At 63.2% G+C, this 17,361-nt stretch carries 15 protein-coding genes and 1 tRNA gene; 10 read left to right on the plus strand and 6 right to left on the minus strand.

From position 1 onward, the window contains the following. Positions 1 to 4: 4 nt before the first annotated feature. Complete coding sequence (gene argS, locus IEY62_RS00910; RefSeq protein WP_189013112.1) at positions 5 to 1,654, minus strand: arginine--tRNA ligase; 1,650 nt, start codon at positions 1,652 to 1,654, stop codon at positions 5 to 7. A 247-nt stretch (positions 1,655 to 1,901) separates the two neighbouring features. On the opposite strand from argS, the gene IEY62_RS00915 reads away from it, so the two are divergent. The 6 genes from IEY62_RS00915 to IEY62_RS00940 all read left to right on the plus strand — a co-directional run bounded on the left by IEY62_RS00915 (position 1,902) and on the right by IEY62_RS00940 (position 6,566). Next, on the plus strand, positions 1,902 to 2,402 hold the full coding sequence (locus IEY62_RS00915) for an FMN-binding protein (protein WP_189013114.1): 501 nt from the start codon (positions 1,902 to 1,904) through the stop codon (positions 2,400 to 2,402). 5 nt (positions 2,403 to 2,407) lie between these two features. Beyond that, entirely contained in the window at positions 2,408 to 3,280 is an 873-nt protein-coding gene (locus tag IEY62_RS00920; RefSeq protein ID WP_189013116.1) for an FAD:protein FMN transferase, read from the plus strand. Then, on the plus strand, positions 3,277 to 4,779 hold the full coding sequence (locus IEY62_RS00925; protein WP_189013118.1) for an FAD-dependent oxidoreductase: 1,503 nt from the start codon (positions 3,277 to 3,279) through the stop codon (positions 4,777 to 4,779). The genes IEY62_RS00920 and IEY62_RS00925 overlap by 4 nt, the downstream gene beginning before the upstream one ends. 135 nt (positions 4,780 to 4,914) lie before the next feature. Further along, a tRNA-Arg gene (locus IEY62_RS00930) sits at positions 4,915 to 4,987 on the plus strand. 156 nt (positions 4,988 to 5,143) lie between these two features. Beyond that, positions 5,144 to 6,184, plus strand: coding sequence for a M4 family metallopeptidase (locus tag IEY62_RS00935; RefSeq protein ID WP_189014346.1), 1,041 nt, complete (start codon positions 5,144 to 5,146; stop codon positions 6,182 to 6,184). A gap of 79 nt (positions 6,185 to 6,263) precedes the next feature. Next, positions 6,264 to 6,566, plus strand: coding sequence for a protealysin inhibitor emfourin (locus tag IEY62_RS00940; protein WP_189013120.1), 303 nt, complete (start codon positions 6,264 to 6,266; stop codon positions 6,564 to 6,566). 42 nt (positions 6,567 to 6,608) lie between these two features. On the opposite strand, the gene IEY62_RS00945 is transcribed toward IEY62_RS00940, so the two are convergent. After that, on the minus strand, positions 6,609 to 7,577 hold the full coding sequence (locus IEY62_RS00945; RefSeq protein ID WP_189013122.1) for a GlxA family transcriptional regulator: 969 nt from the start codon (positions 7,575 to 7,577) through the stop codon (positions 6,609 to 6,611). Positions 7,578 to 7,658: 81 nt separating this feature from the next. Between IEY62_RS00945 and IEY62_RS00950 the strand changes: the two genes are divergently transcribed. The 3 genes from IEY62_RS00950 (at position 7,659) to hrpA (ending at position 12,926) form a co-directional block, all read left to right on the plus strand. After that, positions 7,659 to 7,829, plus strand: coding sequence for a hypothetical protein (locus IEY62_RS00950; RefSeq protein ID WP_189013124.1), 171 nt, complete (start codon positions 7,659 to 7,661; stop codon positions 7,827 to 7,829). 146 nt (positions 7,830 to 7,975) lie between these two features. Continuing rightward, entirely contained in the window at positions 7,976 to 8,980 is a 1,005-nt protein-coding gene (locus IEY62_RS00955) for a helix-turn-helix transcriptional regulator (RefSeq protein ID WP_189013126.1), read from the plus strand. A 13-nt stretch (positions 8,981 to 8,993) separates the two neighbouring features. Beyond that, on the plus strand, positions 8,994 to 12,926 hold the full coding sequence (gene hrpA / locus IEY62_RS00960; protein ID WP_189013128.1) for an ATP-dependent RNA helicase HrpA: 3,933 nt from the start codon (positions 8,994 to 8,996) through the stop codon (positions 12,924 to 12,926). 66 nt (positions 12,927 to 12,992) lie between these two features. On the opposite strand, the gene IEY62_RS00965 is transcribed toward hrpA, so the two are convergent. From IEY62_RS00965 to IEY62_RS00975, 3 genes are read right to left on the minus strand one after another with little or no spacing between them, the layout of a single operon-like run. Continuing rightward, positions 12,993 to 13,421: an HIT family protein gene (locus IEY62_RS00965; protein ID WP_189013131.1), complete on the minus strand. Its 429-nt coding sequence runs from the start codon at positions 13,419 to 13,421 to the stop codon at positions 12,993 to 12,995. Continuing rightward, positions 13,418 to 14,572, minus strand: a complete 1,155-nt coding sequence (locus tag IEY62_RS00970; RefSeq protein WP_308424472.1) for an NAD(P)-dependent alcohol dehydrogenase — start codon at positions 14,570 to 14,572, stop codon at positions 13,418 to 13,420. The genes IEY62_RS00965 and IEY62_RS00970 overlap by 4 nt, the downstream gene beginning before the upstream one ends. Beyond that, complete coding sequence (locus tag IEY62_RS00975) at positions 14,569 to 15,468, minus strand: sulfurtransferase (protein WP_189013133.1); 900 nt, start codon at positions 15,466 to 15,468, stop codon at positions 14,569 to 14,571. The genes IEY62_RS00970 and IEY62_RS00975 overlap by 4 nt, the downstream gene beginning before the upstream one ends. Positions 15,469 to 15,538: 70 nt before the next feature. Here IEY62_RS00975 and cds1 point away from each other — a divergent pair, with 70 nt between their 5' ends. Next, the gene (gene cds1, locus IEY62_RS00980; protein ID WP_189013135.1) at positions 15,539 to 16,621 is read left to right on the plus strand and encodes an L-cysteine desulfhydrase Cds1; all 1,083 of its coding nucleotides are present in this window, start codon (positions 15,539 to 15,541) and stop codon (positions 16,619 to 16,621) included. On the opposite strand, the gene IEY62_RS00985 is transcribed toward cds1, so the two are convergent. After that, positions 16,618 to 17,271, minus strand: a complete 654-nt coding sequence (locus tag IEY62_RS00985) for an MBL fold metallo-hydrolase (RefSeq protein ID WP_189013137.1) — start codon at positions 17,269 to 17,271, stop codon at positions 16,618 to 16,620. The genes cds1 and IEY62_RS00985 overlap by 4 nt on opposite strands. Between the last annotated feature and the right edge of the window lie 90 nt (positions 17,272 to 17,361).

Genomic DNA, 17,361 nt, shown 5'->3' on the forward strand with positions numbered 1-17,361 from the left:
TTTGCTACATCCGTTCCGGCGCCGAAACGCCGAGCAGTTCGAGTCCGTTCGCAAGTACCTGGCTGGTGGCGTCGTTCAACCACAAGCGCGTCCGGTTCACGTCCTGGACAGGCTCATCGCCTTGCGGGGACACGCGGCACGCGTCATACCAGCGGTGGTAGGCGCCGGCGATGACCTCGAGGTGGCGGGCAACACGGTGTGGCTCGCGCAGTTCGGCAGCCTTGGCCACGATGGAGGGGTAGCTGCCCAAGTAGGAGAGCAGCTCATTCTCAGTGGCGTGGTCCAGGAGCGAGGCATCGAACACGGAACGGTCCACGCCTGCCTCGATTGCATTGCGGGCAGTGCCTCGTGACCTTGCATGCGCGTACTGCACATAGAAGACGGGGTTCTCGTTGCTGTTCTTCTTGAGCAGCTCCGGGTCCAGTGTCAGCGGAGAATCGGCCGGGAAACGCGCCAGGGAGTAACGGACAGCGTCCTTGCCGAGCCAGGAAATAAGGTCCTTGAGCTCGATGATGTTGCCCGCGCGCTTGGACAGCTTTGCGCCATTCACGGACACCAGCTGACCAATGAGGACCTCGATATTGACCTCGGGGTCGTCGCCTGCGCAAGCCGCAATGGCTTTCAGTCGGTTGATGTATCCGTGGTGGTCGGCGCCGAGGAGGTAGATCTTCTCCGTAAACCCGCGGTCCTTTTTGGACAGGTAGTAGGCGGCGTCTGCGGCGAAGTAGGTAGGTTCGCCGTTGGCGCGGATCATGACGCGGTCTTTGTCGTCGCCGAAGTCGGTGGTGCGCAGCCAAACCGCACCGCCGTCGTCGAAGACGTGCCCTTGTTCGCGAAGGCGCGCAACGGCAGACTCGATCGCTCCGGCGTCGTGCAGTTCCTTCTCGGAGAAGAAGACGTCAAACTCGACGCCGAACTCGGCCAGCGTGGTTTTGATATCCGCCATCTGGGCCTCGTAAGCGGCAGCGCGGATTACCGGCAGGGCAGCCTCATCCGTCAGTTCACGGATGTCAGGGTGGGCCTTGAGGACCTCGTCGCCGAGCTCCCGGATGTACTCGCCCGGGTAGCCTCCCTCCGGAACGCCACGGCCGTGAAGGCGGGAGAGCACGGAGTTGGCAAAGACGTTCATCTGGGAGCCGGCGTCATTGATGTAGTACTCAGCCGTGACGTCGGCGCCTGATGCCCGCAGGACACGGGCGATGGCGTCGCCAAGGGCCGCCCAGCGCGTGTGGCCAATGTGCAACGGACCCGTGGGGTTTGCGGAGACGAATTCCATATTGACCACACGGCCCGCGAGCGCCTGGTTGGTACCGTACGCGGATCCGGCCTCAACGATTGTCTTCGCCAGGGTTCCAGCCGTCGCGGCATCCACGGTGATGTTCAGGAAGCCCGGTCCGGCGATTTCCACTCCGGCTACACCAGGAATGCCCTGGAGGTGGTTGCTCAGGATGCCTGCAAATTCACGCGGATTCATCCCGGCCTGCTTGGACAGCTGCAGGGCGATGTTGGTGGCCCAATCACCATGATCCCGGTTCTTGGGTCGCTCCACGCGCACGGCGTCGGGCACGGCAGATTCCGTCAGGGCGATTTCGCCAGTGGAGACAGCGACCTTAAGGCAGGCGGATATGGCAGCAGAGAGTTCATCGGGAGTCACGGATCTAGCCTACCGGTGGCCCGCAAAGTCGCGGAATTGGAGGACCCGTATGTGGACAATTCCGACACAGCCGGCACACAGGGACTGCTGGCAGCTGCCACAGACTGAACCATTACGCTGATTTCAACGTTGTGAAGAACATGGACGCTGACCTGACCCCTTATCGCGGGTCCTGCCGGTGCCCTGGCCACGGGCCCCACGACGAAATACTTCCGGTTGAACTTGTCCAGTTGAAACGAGCAGAATCATGACTACGCCACTCCGCAAGAGCATCTATGTTGGCATTGCCGGCCTCTCCATCGCGGGAACAGCCGCTGCATGCGCACCCAGCACCCAAGCACCCGGCACCCAAGCGCCTGCCACACAAGCCCCAGCCACGCAGGAGGGCGGCCAGGCCTCGACAGGCAGCCCTTCGGCCACCGGCTCGTCCGCCATTGCTTCCACCGGGGCTGCAACGTACAAGGACGGTACCTACAGTGCGGATGGAACCTACACGTCACCGAATGGGCAGGAAACGGTGGGCGTGGAGCTGACGCTGGCTGCAGACAAGGTCTCAGCGGTGAACATCACAGTCCACCCCTCCAACCCCAACACCAAGAAGTTCCAAGGTGAGTTTGCCAGCGGCATCGCCGCACAGATTGTCGGGAAGGACGTTGACGAGCTCAAGGTGTCCAAGGTGGCCGGCTCGTCCCTCACCTCCGGGGGGTTCAACGACGCCCTCGAACAGATCAAGTCCAAGGCCAAGTAGAGGTCATGCCGCATCCGGGCTGGAGCACCTTCAGCTTCGACGGGATAGGCACGCGGTGGGAAATTTCGACGCCGGATCAGCTGGCTCCCGTTCTCACCGGCGAGTTGCTTGCGGCCGTCGAAGCGTACGACAAAACGTGGTCGCGCTTCAGGTCCGATTCCTTGGTGTCCCGCCTCTCCCGCGGCGCGGGCAGCATCACGTTGCCGGAGCACGCCGCCGCGCTTGAGGAACTTTATGCCCTGACATACCGCCTGAGCGATGGCGCAATGACCCCTCTGATCGGAAGCAGCCTGGAAAGGCTGGGCTACGACGCCAACTACTCCCTCACCCCGCTGGGGGCAGCCCAGGCACCACCCCGCTGGGAGGATGTCCTTGACTGGGCAGGCACGGCGATGACCGCCAGGGAACCATTGGTGCTGGACATCGGCGCGGCCGGCAAGGGCCAACTGGTGGACCTCCTGGGAGGGATACTCCGGGGAGCAGGCCTGGATGACTTCCTGGTGGATGGCAGCGGCGACATGCTGCATGCGGGAGCCCATCCCGTTACCGTCGCCTTGGAGCACCCGTACAACCCGCGACAAGCCATTGGGACCGTCGAACTGGACAACGCGGCGCTGTGCGCTTCTGCGTCCAACCGACGGGCATGGGATGACGGCCTGCACCATGTCCTGGACGGCACCACCGGCAAGCCGGTCCTCACCACTGTGGCCACGTGGACCATGGCTGCGAGCGCACTTGTCGCAGACGGACTGGCCACGGCGTTGTTCATGGTGGATCCTGCACCGCTTGAAAAGGAATTCGACTTCTCGTGGCTCAAGGTCTCTTCTGCGGGCAGTGCCACGTTTTCGACCGGTTTTGAGGGGAGACTGTTCACATGATTGCCGTCAAGTCGCGCGTTGACACCTGGTTGGGCCGCTTCACCATGTACCGCTTGATCCTGTGGGTACTTGGGGTGCTGGTGGTGTACAGCATGGTCCTCAATATCCTGGGTTGGCTGACCTTCGGCCTTCCTGAGATGCTGGTCCATTTGCTCCTGTGCCTGGGTGTTACATATGGATCGAACCGTTTGCTTGCCGCAGTGTTCGGCGTCAAGCCGCACACGGAGTCTTCGCTCATTACGGCTTTGCTTCTCTACTTCCTGTTCTGGCCGGCTTTCGGGCTCACCGACATGGCGGGTGTGGCGCTGGCATGCGTTCTGGCGAGTGCATCCAAGTACGCTCTGGCCTTCCGTGGCAGGCACATCTTCAATCCAGCCGCCGCAGGCGCATTCATCACCGGCCTGACCGGACTGAACATCGCCACGTGGTGGGCTGCGACTCCTGCGATGCTGTGGTTGCTGGTGCCGGGCGTTCTGCTGGTCCTGTACCGCACCCGCAAACTGCTCATGGCGACGGTATTCCTGACGGTCGCTACGGGCATCATCACCCTTGAGCTTGTGGGTCGGAGCATGACTTTCGGTCAGGCTTTGTGGCAGGCCCTGGCCCAACGGCCCCTTCTGTTCTTCGTGGGCTTCATGTTGTCCGAGCCGCTCACCCTTCCTCCCCGCCGCTGGCAGCAGCTGGCGCTTGCCGGCGTCGTGGGTCTTGTCTTTGCGGTTCCCTACAACTTCGGTTTCGTGGCCAATTCCCCGGAACTGGCGCTGCTGCTGGGCAATCTCATCGCTTTCTTCCTGGGCCAACGTGGCGGGGTGGAACTGACGTTCAAAGGCTCACGGGTCCTGACACCGGGGAGCACGGAATTCCGTTTCGAACCCGTGCGACCAGTCCGTTTTGCCGCAGGCCAGTTCATGGAGCTGAACCTGCCGCATTCGCGTTCGGATGGACGGGGCCGCCGCCGGGTTTTCAGCATCACCAGCGCTCCCGGCGCCCCCGAGGTGACTTTTGGCGTGGGGACTGCCGGGCCTTTGTCGACTGCCAAGAAAGCACTGCTCGCCCTTCAGCCAGGGGATAACGTTTCCGCCACTGCCGTGGGCGGGGACTTCCTTCTGCCGCACGACGCCGGCAAGCCGGTCCTGCTGATCGCCGCCGGTATTGGGATCACGCCTTTCTTGTCGCAGCTGGCGGCCGATGGCACCGCCCGCGACACCGTGGTGCTTTATCTGGCCAAGGGCCGTGACGACATGGCCTGGGAGGAACAGCTGGAAGCTTCCGGAGCTTCAGTGATTGCCCGGCTTGCCGACGGTTCCACTCCCCCCGGGTTCATGCGCGACGCCGGTACCTCCAGAATCGATGCGGCGCGCCTCAAAGAACTGGTTCCGGACATTGCGGACAGGGAAGTATTCGTCTCCGGCTCGCCCGCCAGCGTTGATTCCCTGCGGTCTGCGGCACGTGGCGCAGGGGCCCGACGGGTCCATGTGGACTCGTTCGCCGGGTACTGAAGCAACGCGGGGGCACCCGGCCGATGGTGGGAGTCACGACGGGCCAGAAGTGACCCCGCGTTGCAGTTTTCATTTGCGGCGCCGTGGCTGCTAAGCTCTAGGACGTCCCACCGGCAACGGAGGGATACCCTGGATGCCCTCGTAGCTCAGGGGATAGAGCGTCTGCCTCCGGAGCAGAAGGCCGTAGGTTCGAATCCTATCGAGGGCACAACGAAAACCCCGCCAGTGCTGCTGGCGGGGTTTTCTGCATGCCGGCTACCGACTATCACTTACGGGCTTGCCGTGACCATGACGCAAAATTGTCCGGCCCTGCTCCTAGGCTGATCCCAGTTGGTCTTTCCGATAGCAAAAGGGGTTTGCCGTGATGTGTTCCATCGTCCCGCCGTACATGCTGCGCAGGATTGCCGCCCAAAACGAACCCCGGCTCCGGGCGGTTGCCCGTGCAGCAAAGGAGTCCCTGCTGCACATCAAGGGCCTGCAGGCCATCCGGACGGCACCCGTTCCCGCGGCACCGCCCAGCGCCCGCCAGGCCAAGCCCGGGCCGCCCAAGCGGACCATCTTCGACGCCCGCACCACGGAGGAGCTCCCTGGTCAGCTGGTCCGGAAGGAAGGCGCAGCTCCCGTGGGGGACGCCGCGGCCGACGAAGCGTATGACGGCCTCGGTGGGACCCACCGTTTGTACGGCGAAGTTTTCGGGCGGGATTCCATTGACGACGCCGGCCTGCCGCTGGATGCCACGGTCCATTACGGAAAGCTCTACGACAATGCATTTTGGAACGGCAGCCAAATGGTCTTCGGAGACGGGGACGGACAAATCTTCCAGAGGTTCACAAAATCCGTCAGCGTCATCGGACACGAACTGGCCCATGGTGTCACTCAGTACACAGCCAACCTGGCCTACCGCAACCAGGCCGGCGCTCTTAACGAGTCGATGTCGGACGTGTTCGGCGTCCTGGTGGAGCAGTACATCAAGCAGGAGTCCGTGGAGCAGGCCAGTTGGTTGATCGGGCAGGGCTTGTTCACCGACCAGGTCCAGGGAGCGGCCCTCCGTTCCATGAAGGCTCCTGGCACGGCGTACGACGACGACATCCTGGGCAAAGACCCCCAGCCGGACTCCATGGACAGTTACGTCCGCACCAGTGCGGACAACGGAGGCGTGCACATCAACTCAGGCATTCCGAACCGGGCTTTCTATTTGGTGGCCGCAGAGCTTGGCGGCAAGGCCTGGGAGGCACCGGGCCAGATTTGGTACGGGACCCTGACCAGCGGGGCGCTTCCCGCTACGTGCACCTTCGGAAAGTTTGCCAGGACAACGCTGGCAACGGCCGGGGAACTCTTCGGCGGCGGCTCTCCAGAGCATGACGCCGTCCGGAAGGCGTGGGACACTGTGAAGGTCAAGGTTTAGTCACGCGGCGGGCCGGACGCGCTGCATCCGGACCGCCCAGCGGCTGACGTCGCAGGGGTAGAACGAAAAGCAGCCAGTCATGAAAATAACGGTTCAACGCAGTGGAGGAATCGCCGCGATGACACGTGTCTGGAGCGTGGAAGCCGTATCACCCGATGAAAAGGAACGATGGCTGCCGATCGTCGAGGCCTGCCCTTGGGATGAAGCTAAAGGCCAGGCGCGGGCGGTAAACGAACCGGACCGATTCATGTACTCGATCCGGGCCGGACAACGCCGCGCCACCCTGCCGGACCGTGCAGTCACCGGACCATGGCAGGAACTGATCGAGTGCGCCAAAGCCGAAGGCTCCGAGTCGCGGGGAACCACCGGTCAACGCCGCTAGCCAGGTCACAGCGAAATCGCCGGGCATTGCGAAATCGCCGGCTCAGATGGCTTCGGCCAGTTGCCCTCGAAAAGCCCGCCGGTAGCTCTGGGGGCTCGTGTCGAGCACTTTGGCGAAGTGGTGGCGCAGAAGAACCGAGTGCCCGAATCCGGCCTCGCGGGCAACTTCGTCAATGTTCAGTTCAGTGGTTTCCAACAGTTCCTGTGCCCGGAGCACCCGCTGGGAATTGAGCCACGCCGCTGGGGTGGTCCCGGTTTCGGCCCGGAAGCGCCGGGCGAAGGTGCGCGGTGACATGTGAAGCCGCGCGGCCAACTCGTTGACGCTGTGTTCCTCGTCGAGGTGTTCCACCATCCACCGCAGCAGCGCCTCCATGGGCGCCGATCCGCACGTGGGCATGGGCCGGTCGATGAACTGGGCCTGGCCGCCGTCCCGGTGCGGTGGTACCACCATGTCGCGTGCGATGGCCGCAGCCACGTGGGCGCCAAGCTCTACGCGGACAAGGTGGAGGCACGCATCTATGCCCGCGGCCGTGCCTGCGCTGGTGATGATGGTGCCGTCCTGTACATAGAGGACGTTCTCATCCACGATCACGGATGGATACCGGCTCGCCAGGTCCTGGGAGTAGTGCCAGTGCGTAGTAGCACGCCGCCCATCCAGCAATCCTGCCCGGGCGAGCGCATACGCTCCTGAGCAGATGGACATCACCCATGCTCCCCTGGCATGCGCCGCCCGCAAGGCTTCGAGCACCGATTCAGGAACTTCTTTATCCCGGCCAAACGGCGCCATGATCACGAGGTCGGCATCTGCGGCCGCCTCGAGCCCCAGGTTGACGTGCAGCGAAAGCCCCGATTTCATGCGGACCTCCCCCGGTTCCGGGGTAACAACGCGGAAGTCAAAGGCCGGGACTCCGGCATCACGGTCGGATCTGTCGATGCCGAAAACCTCAAATGCCGTCCCGAATTCGAACACGGAGAAGTCCGGAACCACGATCACTGCCACCGATTTCAACATACCTACAGTGTGGCAGAAAATTGTCTAAATGGGGCATTTCTGCCACTGTTTCTTGTGCTTGCAGAGGAGCAATCTGGAGACATGGAAATCTTCGGAATCATCCTCTTCATCGTCCTCATCACCGCCGTCGCAGCCACCGTCTCAGCACTGTTGAAAGACGGCCGCGGCCACAACCCGCCCGTCACTTCAACGGAACCTTGGAGCGCCTTCGAGGCGCCGAGCGGACCGTACTGGAATCCACGCATCTACTAGGGCATGCCAACCCGCTGCAAGGTCAGCCCGTCACATCCAATCGGCGCCCGTCAGTTCAAGGATCACTGCAGGAATCCTTCAACCGGCGGGCGCCCCTCTGTGTAATTGGCCTCCTCCACGGTGGGGCATGGGCTAGATTCACTTGCATGATCCAAACCTCCGCCCGGCTACTGCAGCTGCTGTCACTGTTGCAGGTCCGCCGGGAATGGACCGGCCCTGCCCTTGCCCACCGCATGGGAGTCACTGAGCGCACAGTGCGCCGGGACATCGACAAATTGCGCAATCTGGGATACCCCATACACGCCTCCCCCGGCATTGCAGGCGGCTACCAACTGGGTGCCGGTGCCCAATTGCCGCCACTGCTTCTGGACGACAACGAAGCCCTGGCAGTGGCTTTGGGCCTCAACTCCGTGGCTGCCGGGCCTGTGGCAGGGATCGGTGAAGCATCTGTCCGCGCCCTGGCCAAGGTGGAGCAGGTTCTTCCTTCCAGGCTCCGTCCCAAGTTCGCCATGCTCAAGGCAGCAGTCACGACGCTTCCCAGCAACGCGGCCAGCGTCGATCCCCAGCAACTGACTGTGGTCTCGGCCGCAATATCGGATCGGCGCCAGATTTCCTTTGAGTACGTCAGGTCCGATGGCGAAGCCTCGCGCAGGCTGGTGGAACCGTACCGGCTGGTGGACACGGGTCGCCGCTGGTACCTGGTTGCCTGGGACGTGGAGCGTGAGGACTGGCGAACGTTCAGGGCAGACAGATTTGCCTCGCTGCCGAGCGAACGGAAAAAGTACACTCCCCGTCCGTTGCCGGCAGAAGATCTGGCAGCGTACGTTCAGCAATCGATCACCCGCTCCCCCTACAGGTTCGACGTCGTAGTGCGGCTCCGCGCCCCGCTCGCCGAGGTAGCCGCCGTCGTCAGTTCCCAGTACGCGACGCTGACCGCCGACGGACCGGAGGCAACCATTCTGCGGTCCGGATGGGACAACCTGTCAGCGCCGGCAGCCTACCTCGCTGCGCTGGACCTGGACTTCGAGATTCTCGAACCTGAGGAATTCCGCTCCTTTGCACTGCACCTCTCGCGCCGGCTCAGTGCTGCCGCCGGACCTGAAACCGGCACCGAAGTTGTCGCTGCGGACGCCGGACCCCAGCCACAGTAGACTGGCAGCAGCCATGACACTTCAAATTTCCTACCCCGCAGAGCTGCCCGTATCCGAGCGCCGCGAGGATCTGATGGCGGCCATCGCCGCAAACCAGGTGACCATCATTGCCGGCGAGACAGGTTCGGGCAAGACCACACAGATCCCCAAGATGTGCCTCGAACTTGGCCTGGGTGACAAGGGCCTGATCGGGCATACGCAGCCGCGCCGCCTGGCGGCCCGCACAGTCGCCGAACGCATCGCCTCCGAACTCGACGTGGAGATCGGCCAGGAAGTGGGCTTCCAGGTCCGTTTCACCGGCGAAGTCAGCGCATCCACCAAGATCAAGCTGATGACGGACGGCATCCTGCTCGCCGAGATCCAGCGCGACAAGCTGCTCAGGAAATACAGCACCATCATCATTGACGAAGCCCACGAGCGAAGCCTCAACATCGACTTCATCCTGGGCTACCTCAAGCGCATCCTGCCGCAGCGTCCGGACCTGAAGATCATCATTACCTCGGCAACCATTGATCCCCAGCGCTTCGCCAAGCACTTCGGCAGTGATGAAGAGCCTGCACCCATCATTGAGGTTTCCGGCCGCACCTACCCGGTGGAGATCCGCTACCGCCCGCTTTCACAGCCGGCGGACGCGGACGATGAAAGCTCCGACGACGAGCTCGAAGAGGACCGCGACCCCCTGGACGCCGTCTGCGATGCCGTGGACGAGCTCGCCAAGGAAGCGCCGGGAGACATTCTCATCTTCTTCTCCGGCGAGCGCGAAATCCGCGACGCCGCCGAAGCCATCAACGGCCGCATCCAAAGCAACCGGCGCCTTGCAGGCACCGAGGTACTTCCCCTCTTTGCCCGGTTGAGCCTCCAAGAGCAACACCGTGTCTTCAATCCCGGGGGCAAACGGCGCATCATCCTGGCCACCAACGTGGCAGAAACCTCGCTCACCGTCCCGGGTATCAAGTATGTGATCGACACCGGTACGGCACGCATCTCCCGCTACTCCCACCGGACCAAGGTCCAACGCCTGCCGATCGAACGCGTTTCGCAGGCATCGGCCAACCAGCGTTCAGGGCGTTGCGGCCGCGTGTCGGAGGGCATCGCGATCCGCTTGTACTCGGAGGAAGACTTCGAGTCGCGCCCTCAGTTCACGGACCCGGAAATCCTCCGGACCAACCTCGCGGCCGTCATCCTGCAGATGACGGCCATGGGAGTTGCCCGCGGACCCAAGGACGTTGAGGACTTCCCGTTTGTGGAACCTCCGGAAACCAGGGCCATCAACGACGGCGTGACGCTGCTGCGCGAACTCGGCGCCTTAAGCCCGGCAAAGTCCCCTGACGCCCGGGGCAACGGCCGCAGCGGCGGTGGACTCACCGCCGTCGGGCAGAAACTCGCCCAGCTTCCCGTCGATCCCCGGCTTGGCCGCATGATCGTGGAGGCGGGAAAACGGGGATGCGTCCGCGAAGTCATGATCCTCGCTGCTGCACTGACCATTCAGGATCCTCGGGAACGTCCGACTGACAAGCAACAGCTTGCCGCCGAAAAGCATGCCCGTTTCCGCGACGAGATCTCGGACTTCACCGGATTCCTCAACCTCTGGAACTACATCCAGGAGAAACAGCGCGAGCTGTCCTCCACCCAGTTCCGCAAACTGTGCCGCAATGAGTTCATCAACTACCTGCGCGTGCGCGAGTGGCAGGACCTTTTCACGCAGCTCCGGCAGTTGGCCAAACCCCTGGGCATCGCACTGGACAACAAACGCGAAGCCGACCCCGTGGGGAACTACGAAGGCATCCACATCAGCTTGCTTTCGGGACTGCTCAGCCACATCGGACTGCTTGATGAGCGCAAGCGCGAATACGCCGGTGCCCGCGGCAGCCGTTTTGCGATCTTCCCTGGTTCGGCCTTGTTCAAGAAGTCGCCCACCTTCGTCATGGCCGCAGAGCTGGTGGAGACCAGCAGGCTTTGGGCCCGCGTTGCCGCCAAGTTCGATCCTTTGTGGGCCGAGCAGGTAGCCCCTGATCTGGTGAAGCGTTCCTACAGCGAGCCGCACTGGTCTTCCCGCCAAGGTGCCGTGCTGGCCCATGAGAAGGTGACGCTCTACGGAGTGCCCATCATTCCGAACCGCCGGATAAATTACGGGCGCATCGATCCCGAGCTCTCCCGGGAATTGTTCATCCGCCATGCGCTGGTGGAAGGCGAGTGGAAAACGCATCACAAGTTCTTCCATCGCAACCGGGCCCTCCTGCAGGAAATCGAAGAGCTCGAAACCCGCATGCGGCGGCGCGACATCCTGGTTGATGACCAGACGCTCTTCGAATTCTATGACGCACGCGTGGGCAAGGACGTGGTCTCCGAGAGGCACTTTGATAAGTGGTGGAAGGACGCCCGCCAGTCGGATCCGTACTTGCTGGACTTCGATCAATCCCTTTTGATGAGCGAAGACGCCGACGCACTGGATGACTCCGCGTATCCGAAAACGTGGCTTCATAAGGGCTTCGAGCTCCCCCTGAGCTACGAGTTCCACCCTGTGGCACCTGGGTCTGCTCCCAATCCGTCCGATGGCGTCACCGCCGAAGTTCCGGTTCTTTTCCTCAACCAGCTGGACGACGCCCCGTTCCGCTGGCAGATTCCGGGCCAGCGGGTGGAGCTGGTGACTGCGCTCATCAAGTCTCTTCCAAGGCAGGTACGGAAGAACTTTGTGCCGGCACCTGATGTCGCCAGGCAGGCCACCGCGGCGTTGGAAGCGGACTTCGATCCCGCCATTGACGAGCTGGAGCCTTCCCTGGAATTGGTCCTGCGCCGGCTCAGGGGGCACATCATTCCGCCCGGCTCATGGAACTGGGATGCGGTACCTCCCCATTTGCGCGTCAGCTTCAAAGTGGTGGACAGCAAGGGGAAGGTCCTGGACGAGGGCAAGGACCTTGCCGAACTGCAGGAAAAGCTGGCACCGGCCACCCGCCGCGCCATCGCCGAATCACTGGGTGCCACGCCCGCGACCACGCTGCGTGCCCCAAGCGGCAAGGGAAGCGGCGCGCAAGCGACGCCGGCATCCGCTACCCCGGCACCAGATGAAGGCACGGTGGCAGAACGGACCGGCATCATCGAGTGGGATTTCGGCACGGTGGATCGCCAGGTCAGCCGCACGGTAAAGGGCCATGCCGTCACGGGGTTCCCCGCAGTGATGGACGAAGGCACGTCAGTGGCCCTGCGGGTGTTCCAAAGCAAGGCAGAGCAGGAAGCCGCCATGCGAAGCGGCGTCATCCGGCTGCTGGCCCTGCGGATTCCGTCCCCTGACCGTTACGTCCTGGAACACTTGAGCAACACCGAAAAACTCACTTTCAGCCAGAACCCCCACGGTTCGGTGAGCGCCCTGATTGCGGACTGCGCATTGGCTGCCATCGACAAACTGGTGCCCGGGGAACTGCCCTGGGACAGGGAGTCCTTCGATGCCCTGTACGAAGTAGTCAGGGCAGAACTGATCGATACCGTCTTCACGGTGACGGCCGTCGTCGAACGCATCCTGGCAAGTACGCGACGCATCCAGAAAGCTCTGAAGTCCAACGCCAGCCTGCCCCTCATCAGCGCCCTCAATGACATGAAGAGCCAGTTGGAGCAGCTGGTCTTCCCCGGTTTTGTGGCACAGACGGGCTACGCACAGTTAAGCCAGTTGCCGCGGTACCTTCAGGCCATTGAGAAACGCCTGGAGAAGCTCCCAGGCAACGTGCAGCGGGACAGCCTGAACATGGGCATTGTGCAGGCGTTGGAGGACGACTACGACGACGCCGTGTCGGCGCTGCTCCCGGGACGCCGGGTCGGCGCGGAGTTAACCCGGGTGCGCTGGATGATCGAGGAGCTGAGGGTGAGCCTCTTCGCGGTGGAACTAGGCACGGCATATTCGGTTTCGGAGAAGCGCATCCGCACAGCCCTGAACCAGGCACTGGCCCCGGCCTAGCCACGCGCAGAACAAGAAAACCCGGCGGTGCCTGTACAGCACCGCCGGGTTAATTCGTTCCTGGAGTCAGTCTTCCGGAACAGCGTCTCCGTGTCCGGCCGAACGAAGCGCTGCCCGCAGCTTGACGGCGGTTGCGTCCATTACCGCAGGGTCCGGGTTGTGATCGACATTGTGGATCTCAAAGTCTGCTGTGGAATAGGCAGGCCAGACGTGAACATGCAGGTGGTCCACCTCAAAGCCCTCCATCAGGACGCCGACGCGCCTGGCATCGAAAAGCCCTTCCTGCACCTTGCCGATGCTCTGGGCAACATCCATGACCTTGGCCAGCAGCTCCGGCGTGGCATGCGTCCAGGAATCGACTTCCGCCCGCGGAACCACCAGTGTGTGGCCTTGGGTCAGAGGGGCAATGGTCAGGAATGCCACCACTTCCTCGTCTTTCCACACGAAGCGGCCCGGGATCTCCCCGTTGATGATCCTGGTGAACAAAGTGGTCATGCGTCTGCCCTTTCGGAGGGTTCCTGAAGTGTTGCGGTGTCCAGCACAAAACGGTACTTCACGTCGCCGGCCACCATGCGGTCGTAGGCATCGTTCAATTGCCCGGCGCCAACAATCTCGATGTCGCTGGCCACGCCGTGCTCGGCGCAGAAGTCCAGCATTTCCTGCGTCTCCTCGATGCCGCCAATCAGGGAACCCGCGTAGGCGAGGCGCCGGCGGATGAGCAGGCCAGGGCTGACCGGAGGCATGTCGTCGGCAGGAAGTCCGAGTTGGAAGAGCGCGCCGTCCAGCCGCAGGGTGCGGAAGTAGGGGTTGAGATCGTGTGGAGCGGCGACGGTATCAATAATGACGTCGATGCTGCGGTTGGCGGCTTCCATCGCGTCGGCATCCTTGGACAGCACTACGTGGTCGGCTCCAAGTTCCCGTGCGGCGTCAAACTTGGACTCAGAGGTGGTGAACACCGTGACTTCTGCCCCCATGGCCTTGGCGAGCTTGACGGCCATATGGCCCAGGCCGCCCAGCCCCACCACGCCAACGGCGTCGCCTTCTTCAACATCGAAATACCTCAGAGGCGAGTAGGTGGTGATCCCTGCACACAGGAGCGGGGCGGCCGCAGCCGGGTCCAGGGCCTCTGGCACCCGGAGCACGAAGCGCTTGTCCACCACTACCGACGTCGAGTATCCACCCTGCGTAATGGCGTCTGCGTGCCGGGGATCGGCCGCCCCGTAGGTCCCGACGTTGCCACGCTCGCAGTACTGCTCCAGGCCTTCAAGGCAGCTGTCGCATTCCCTGCACGAATCCACCATGCAGCCCACGCCAACACGGTCTCCGGTAGCGAAGTCCTCCACGGCGGATCCCACCCGGGTCACGTGGCCAACAATTTCGTGACCGGGAACCAGCGGATACGGGGGTTCCCGCCATTCGCCCCGCGTTGCGTGCACGTCAGAGTGGCACAGGCCACAGAATTCGATGGCGATCTCCACGTCGTCTTCACCAGGCTCACGGCGGGCCACCGTCAGGGGCACGAGTCCGCTCACCGCCGAGGTGGCGCCGTATGCCGCAGCCAACACTCCAGTGGAGGGTCCGGAACCGGTGGTGTCCAAAGAGATGGTCTTCGCGAGGGGTGGGGGCACAGGACGTCCAGGATTCATGCTTCGACGCTACTCCCGTCGGCCCGGCTCATGCTACTTGGGCCGTCGGTGCCGTCTTCGAAAGGCGCATCTCCAACAGCGACGACATTGGCCGCGTTGTTGGACCATTGCGAGAACGAACCCGGGAACAGCGCTGCGCTGAAGCCCGCAATCTCCAGGGCTGCGATTTCATGTGAAGCGGTGACGCCGGAACCGCAGTACACCGCAACCTTGGAGGATGCGTCCAGGCCCAACGCCTCGAACCGGCGCCGCAGCTCTCCCCCGGGCAGGAAGGTGCCCGCCTCCGAAACGTTTTCCGTTGTGGGCGCGCTCAAGGCGCCGGGAATGTGACCGGCCCGGGGATCGATGGGCTCCACCTCGCCTTTGTACCGCTCCCCTGCCCGGGCATCGAGCAACAATCCATCGCGGCTCCATTGCGCCGCTTCCTGCTCAGTGATGGACGGCATGAGGCCATCGCCCAGGGAAACACTCCCGACGGCGGGACCCACCTCGCCAGCCTCCACGTGGTAACCATGTGAGCGCCAGGCGGACAGGCCGCCGTCGAGCAGGTAAACGGAATCCATCCCGGCGTTGCGGAGCATCCACCACGCCCGGGCCGCGGCCATGCTGCCGCTGTCGTCGTACGCAACTACGGTGTCGCCGTCGTTGATCCCCCAACGGCGGGCCGACTGCTGGAAGCGGTCCGGCGGGGGCAACGGATGGCGACCACGTCCGGGCGTGGCGTGGTCCGCCAGTTCCGTCGGGAGATCCACGAAGACCGCCCCCGGAAGATGGGCCTCGAGGTAGCCCGCGTGCCCGTCGGTCCGGCCAAGGACCCACCGTACGTCCAGGAGTATGGTCCGCTCTCCTGCTTCAAGGCGCTGGTGCAGCTCAGGGGCAGTCATCAGTGTGGCCATGGGTTCTCCTTCGTCCGTGGGTGGTGGCCCCGTTGCTGCCGGAACCACTTTTCCAGCCTAGGCTTATCCGGTGAGCAATTCGTGTATTCAGGACAGGACCTGGGCCAGCGAGGCCATCCGCACCATCGAGGCAGAAAACAACCGCTCGGCGGACACGCATCTCTATGCGGTCCCCTTGCCGGAACAGTGGGGCGTCCAGCTGTACCTCAAGGATGAGTCCACCCACCGCTCCGGCAGCCTGAAGCACCGCCTGGCAAGGTCGCTGTTCCTCTACGGGCTCGTCAACGGCTGGATTACCGAGGGCACCACCATTGTGGAGGCGTCCAGCGGCAGCACGGCCGTCTCGGAAGCCTACTTTGCCCGGCTGATCGGATTGCCCTTCATCGCCGTGATGACCAAGACCACCAGCCCGGAGAAGATCGCGCTCATTGAAGACTTCGGCGGCTCCTGTTTGCTGGTGGACCACGCCTCGGAGGTCTACGCTGTCGCCGAGGAGACCGCCAGGACATCCGGCGGCCACTACATGGACCAATTCACCTACGCCGAGCGGGCAACGGACTGGCGTGGCAACAACAACATTGCAGAATCGATCTTTGAACAGCTTGCCCTCGAAGAGCACCCGGTGCCCGAATGGATCGTCGTTGGAGCAGGGACAGGCGGGACCAGCGCAACCATCGGCCGCTACCTCCGCTACAACCGCTACCCCACGCGCCTGGCGGTAGTGGACCCGGAAAACTCAGCCTTCTACCCGGCATGGCGGGACGGCAACGCCGCGGCAGCGTCGGGTCTGCCCTCCCGCATCGAGGGCATCGGCCGGCCCCGCTCGGAACCGAGTTTTGTTCCGGCCGTGATCGACCACATGATCCAGGTGCCCGACGCCGCATCCGTTGCGGCCATGCGCCACCTCCGCAAACTGACCGGGCTCCACGCGGGACCTTCCACTGGCACCAACTTGTGGGGTGTGTGGCAGTTGATCGCCCGGATGGTGGCCGAGGGCCGCAAAGGCAGCATAGTTTCGCTCATGTGCGACGGCGGCGACCGTTATGTAGGCAGCTATTACGACGCCGGGTGGCTGGCCTCCCATGGCCTGGATCCGGCGCCGCACGAGGAAGTGCTGGACCGGTTCCACGACACAGGCGTGTGGGCCGGCTAGACCTCTACCGACTCCCGCGGAGCAAGCCGGGTGTAGCTGCTGCCGTACCGTGCACCGATCCGCGTAACGTGTCCTTCAACAACGCCCCGGCCCAGCTCGTTGAGCAAGCCGTCGTGGACGGGAAAGGCCTTGGGAGCGCGGACGGAAATGACGAAGTCCACAACCTCGCCGATCTTGGACCACGGGGCGTGGATGGGGACCAGCAGTGTTTTTACCGCGATCCCGTCCGGGACCGCGAAGGAGTCCCCGGGATGGAATACGTTCTCATCCACCAGGTATCCGACATTCGCCACCACTGGAATCTGCGGGTGAATCACGGCATGCTGCCCGCCGAAGGTCCGGATACTGAATCCTGCGGCTTCAAAGTCGGAGCCTGGCTCCACTGAATGCACTTGTGACGCGATGTCGCTGTCTTCCTTAAGGGATCCCGCCACCCCGGCCGGCGCGTACACCTGCAGGGCGGGGTTTTTCCGAAGGGCTGCGATGACTACGGGCTGGTCGATGTGGTCGTTGTGCTCGTGGGTAACCAGGATGGCGCCCGCACCTTCCAGGGCTTCTTCCGACTCGGAGAAGGCTCCGGGATCGATCACCAGGACATTTCCTTCCTTCTCCAACCGGACACAGGCGTGGGTGTACTTGGTGAGATTCATGGGGACAGCCTATGGGCGGCCGCTGAGAGTTTCCAAGGTTCCCCTGCTGGTAAAATTGAAGTTTGCCAGCATCCCCAGGGAAATGAGCCT

This window comes from Paenarthrobacter histidinolovorans, assembly GCF_014647595.1.
Classification (GTDB): domain Bacteria; phylum Actinomycetota; class Actinomycetes; order Actinomycetales; family Micrococcaceae; genus Arthrobacter; species Arthrobacter histidinolovorans.

What these genes read in the sequence shown, in the direction of transcription:
- IEY62_RS00935 (WP_189014346.1), top strand. Translation starts at nt 5,144, where the DNA reads ATGTGTTCCATCGTCCCGCCGTACATGCTGCGCAGGATTGCCGCCCAA.
- IEY62_RS00985 (WP_189013137.1), bottom strand. Translation starts at nt 17,271, where the DNA reads ATGAATCTCACCAAGTACACCCACGCCTGTGTCCGGTTGGAGAAGGAA.
- IEY62_RS00955 (WP_189013126.1), top strand. Translation starts at nt 7,976, where the DNA reads ATGATCCAAACCTCCGCCCGGCTACTGCAGCTGCTGTCACTGTTGCAG.
- hrpA (WP_189013128.1), top strand. Translation starts at nt 8,994, where the DNA reads ATGACACTTCAAATTTCCTACCCCGCAGAGCTGCCCGTATCCGAGCGC.
- IEY62_RS00940 (WP_189013120.1), top strand. Translation starts at nt 6,264, where the DNA reads ATGAAAATAACGGTTCAACGCAGTGGAGGAATCGCCGCGATGACACGT.
- IEY62_RS00975 (WP_189013133.1), bottom strand. Translation starts at nt 15,468, where the DNA reads ATGGCCACACTGATGACTGCCCCTGAGCTGCACCAGCGCCTTGAAGCA.
- IEY62_RS00925 (WP_189013118.1), top strand. Translation starts at nt 3,277, where the DNA reads ATGATTGCCGTCAAGTCGCGCGTTGACACCTGGTTGGGCCGCTTCACC.
- IEY62_RS00915 (WP_189013114.1), top strand. Translation starts at nt 1,902, where the DNA reads ATGACTACGCCACTCCGCAAGAGCATCTATGTTGGCATTGCCGGCCTC.
- IEY62_RS00970 (WP_308424472.1), bottom strand. Translation starts at nt 14,572, where the DNA reads ATGAATCCTGGACGTCCTGTGCCCCCACCCCTCGCGAAGACCATCTCT.
- IEY62_RS00920 (WP_189013116.1), top strand. Translation starts at nt 2,408, where the DNA reads ATGCCGCATCCGGGCTGGAGCACCTTCAGCTTCGACGGGATAGGCACG.
- IEY62_RS00945 (WP_189013122.1), bottom strand. Translation starts at nt 7,577, where the DNA reads ATGTTGAAATCGGTGGCAGTGATCGTGGTTCCGGACTTCTCCGTGTTC.
- IEY62_RS00965 (WP_189013131.1), bottom strand. Translation starts at nt 13,421, where the DNA reads ATGACCACTTTGTTCACCAGGATCATCAACGGGGAGATCCCGGGCCGC.
- IEY62_RS00950 (WP_189013124.1), top strand. Translation starts at nt 7,659, where the DNA reads ATGGAAATCTTCGGAATCATCCTCTTCATCGTCCTCATCACCGCCGTC.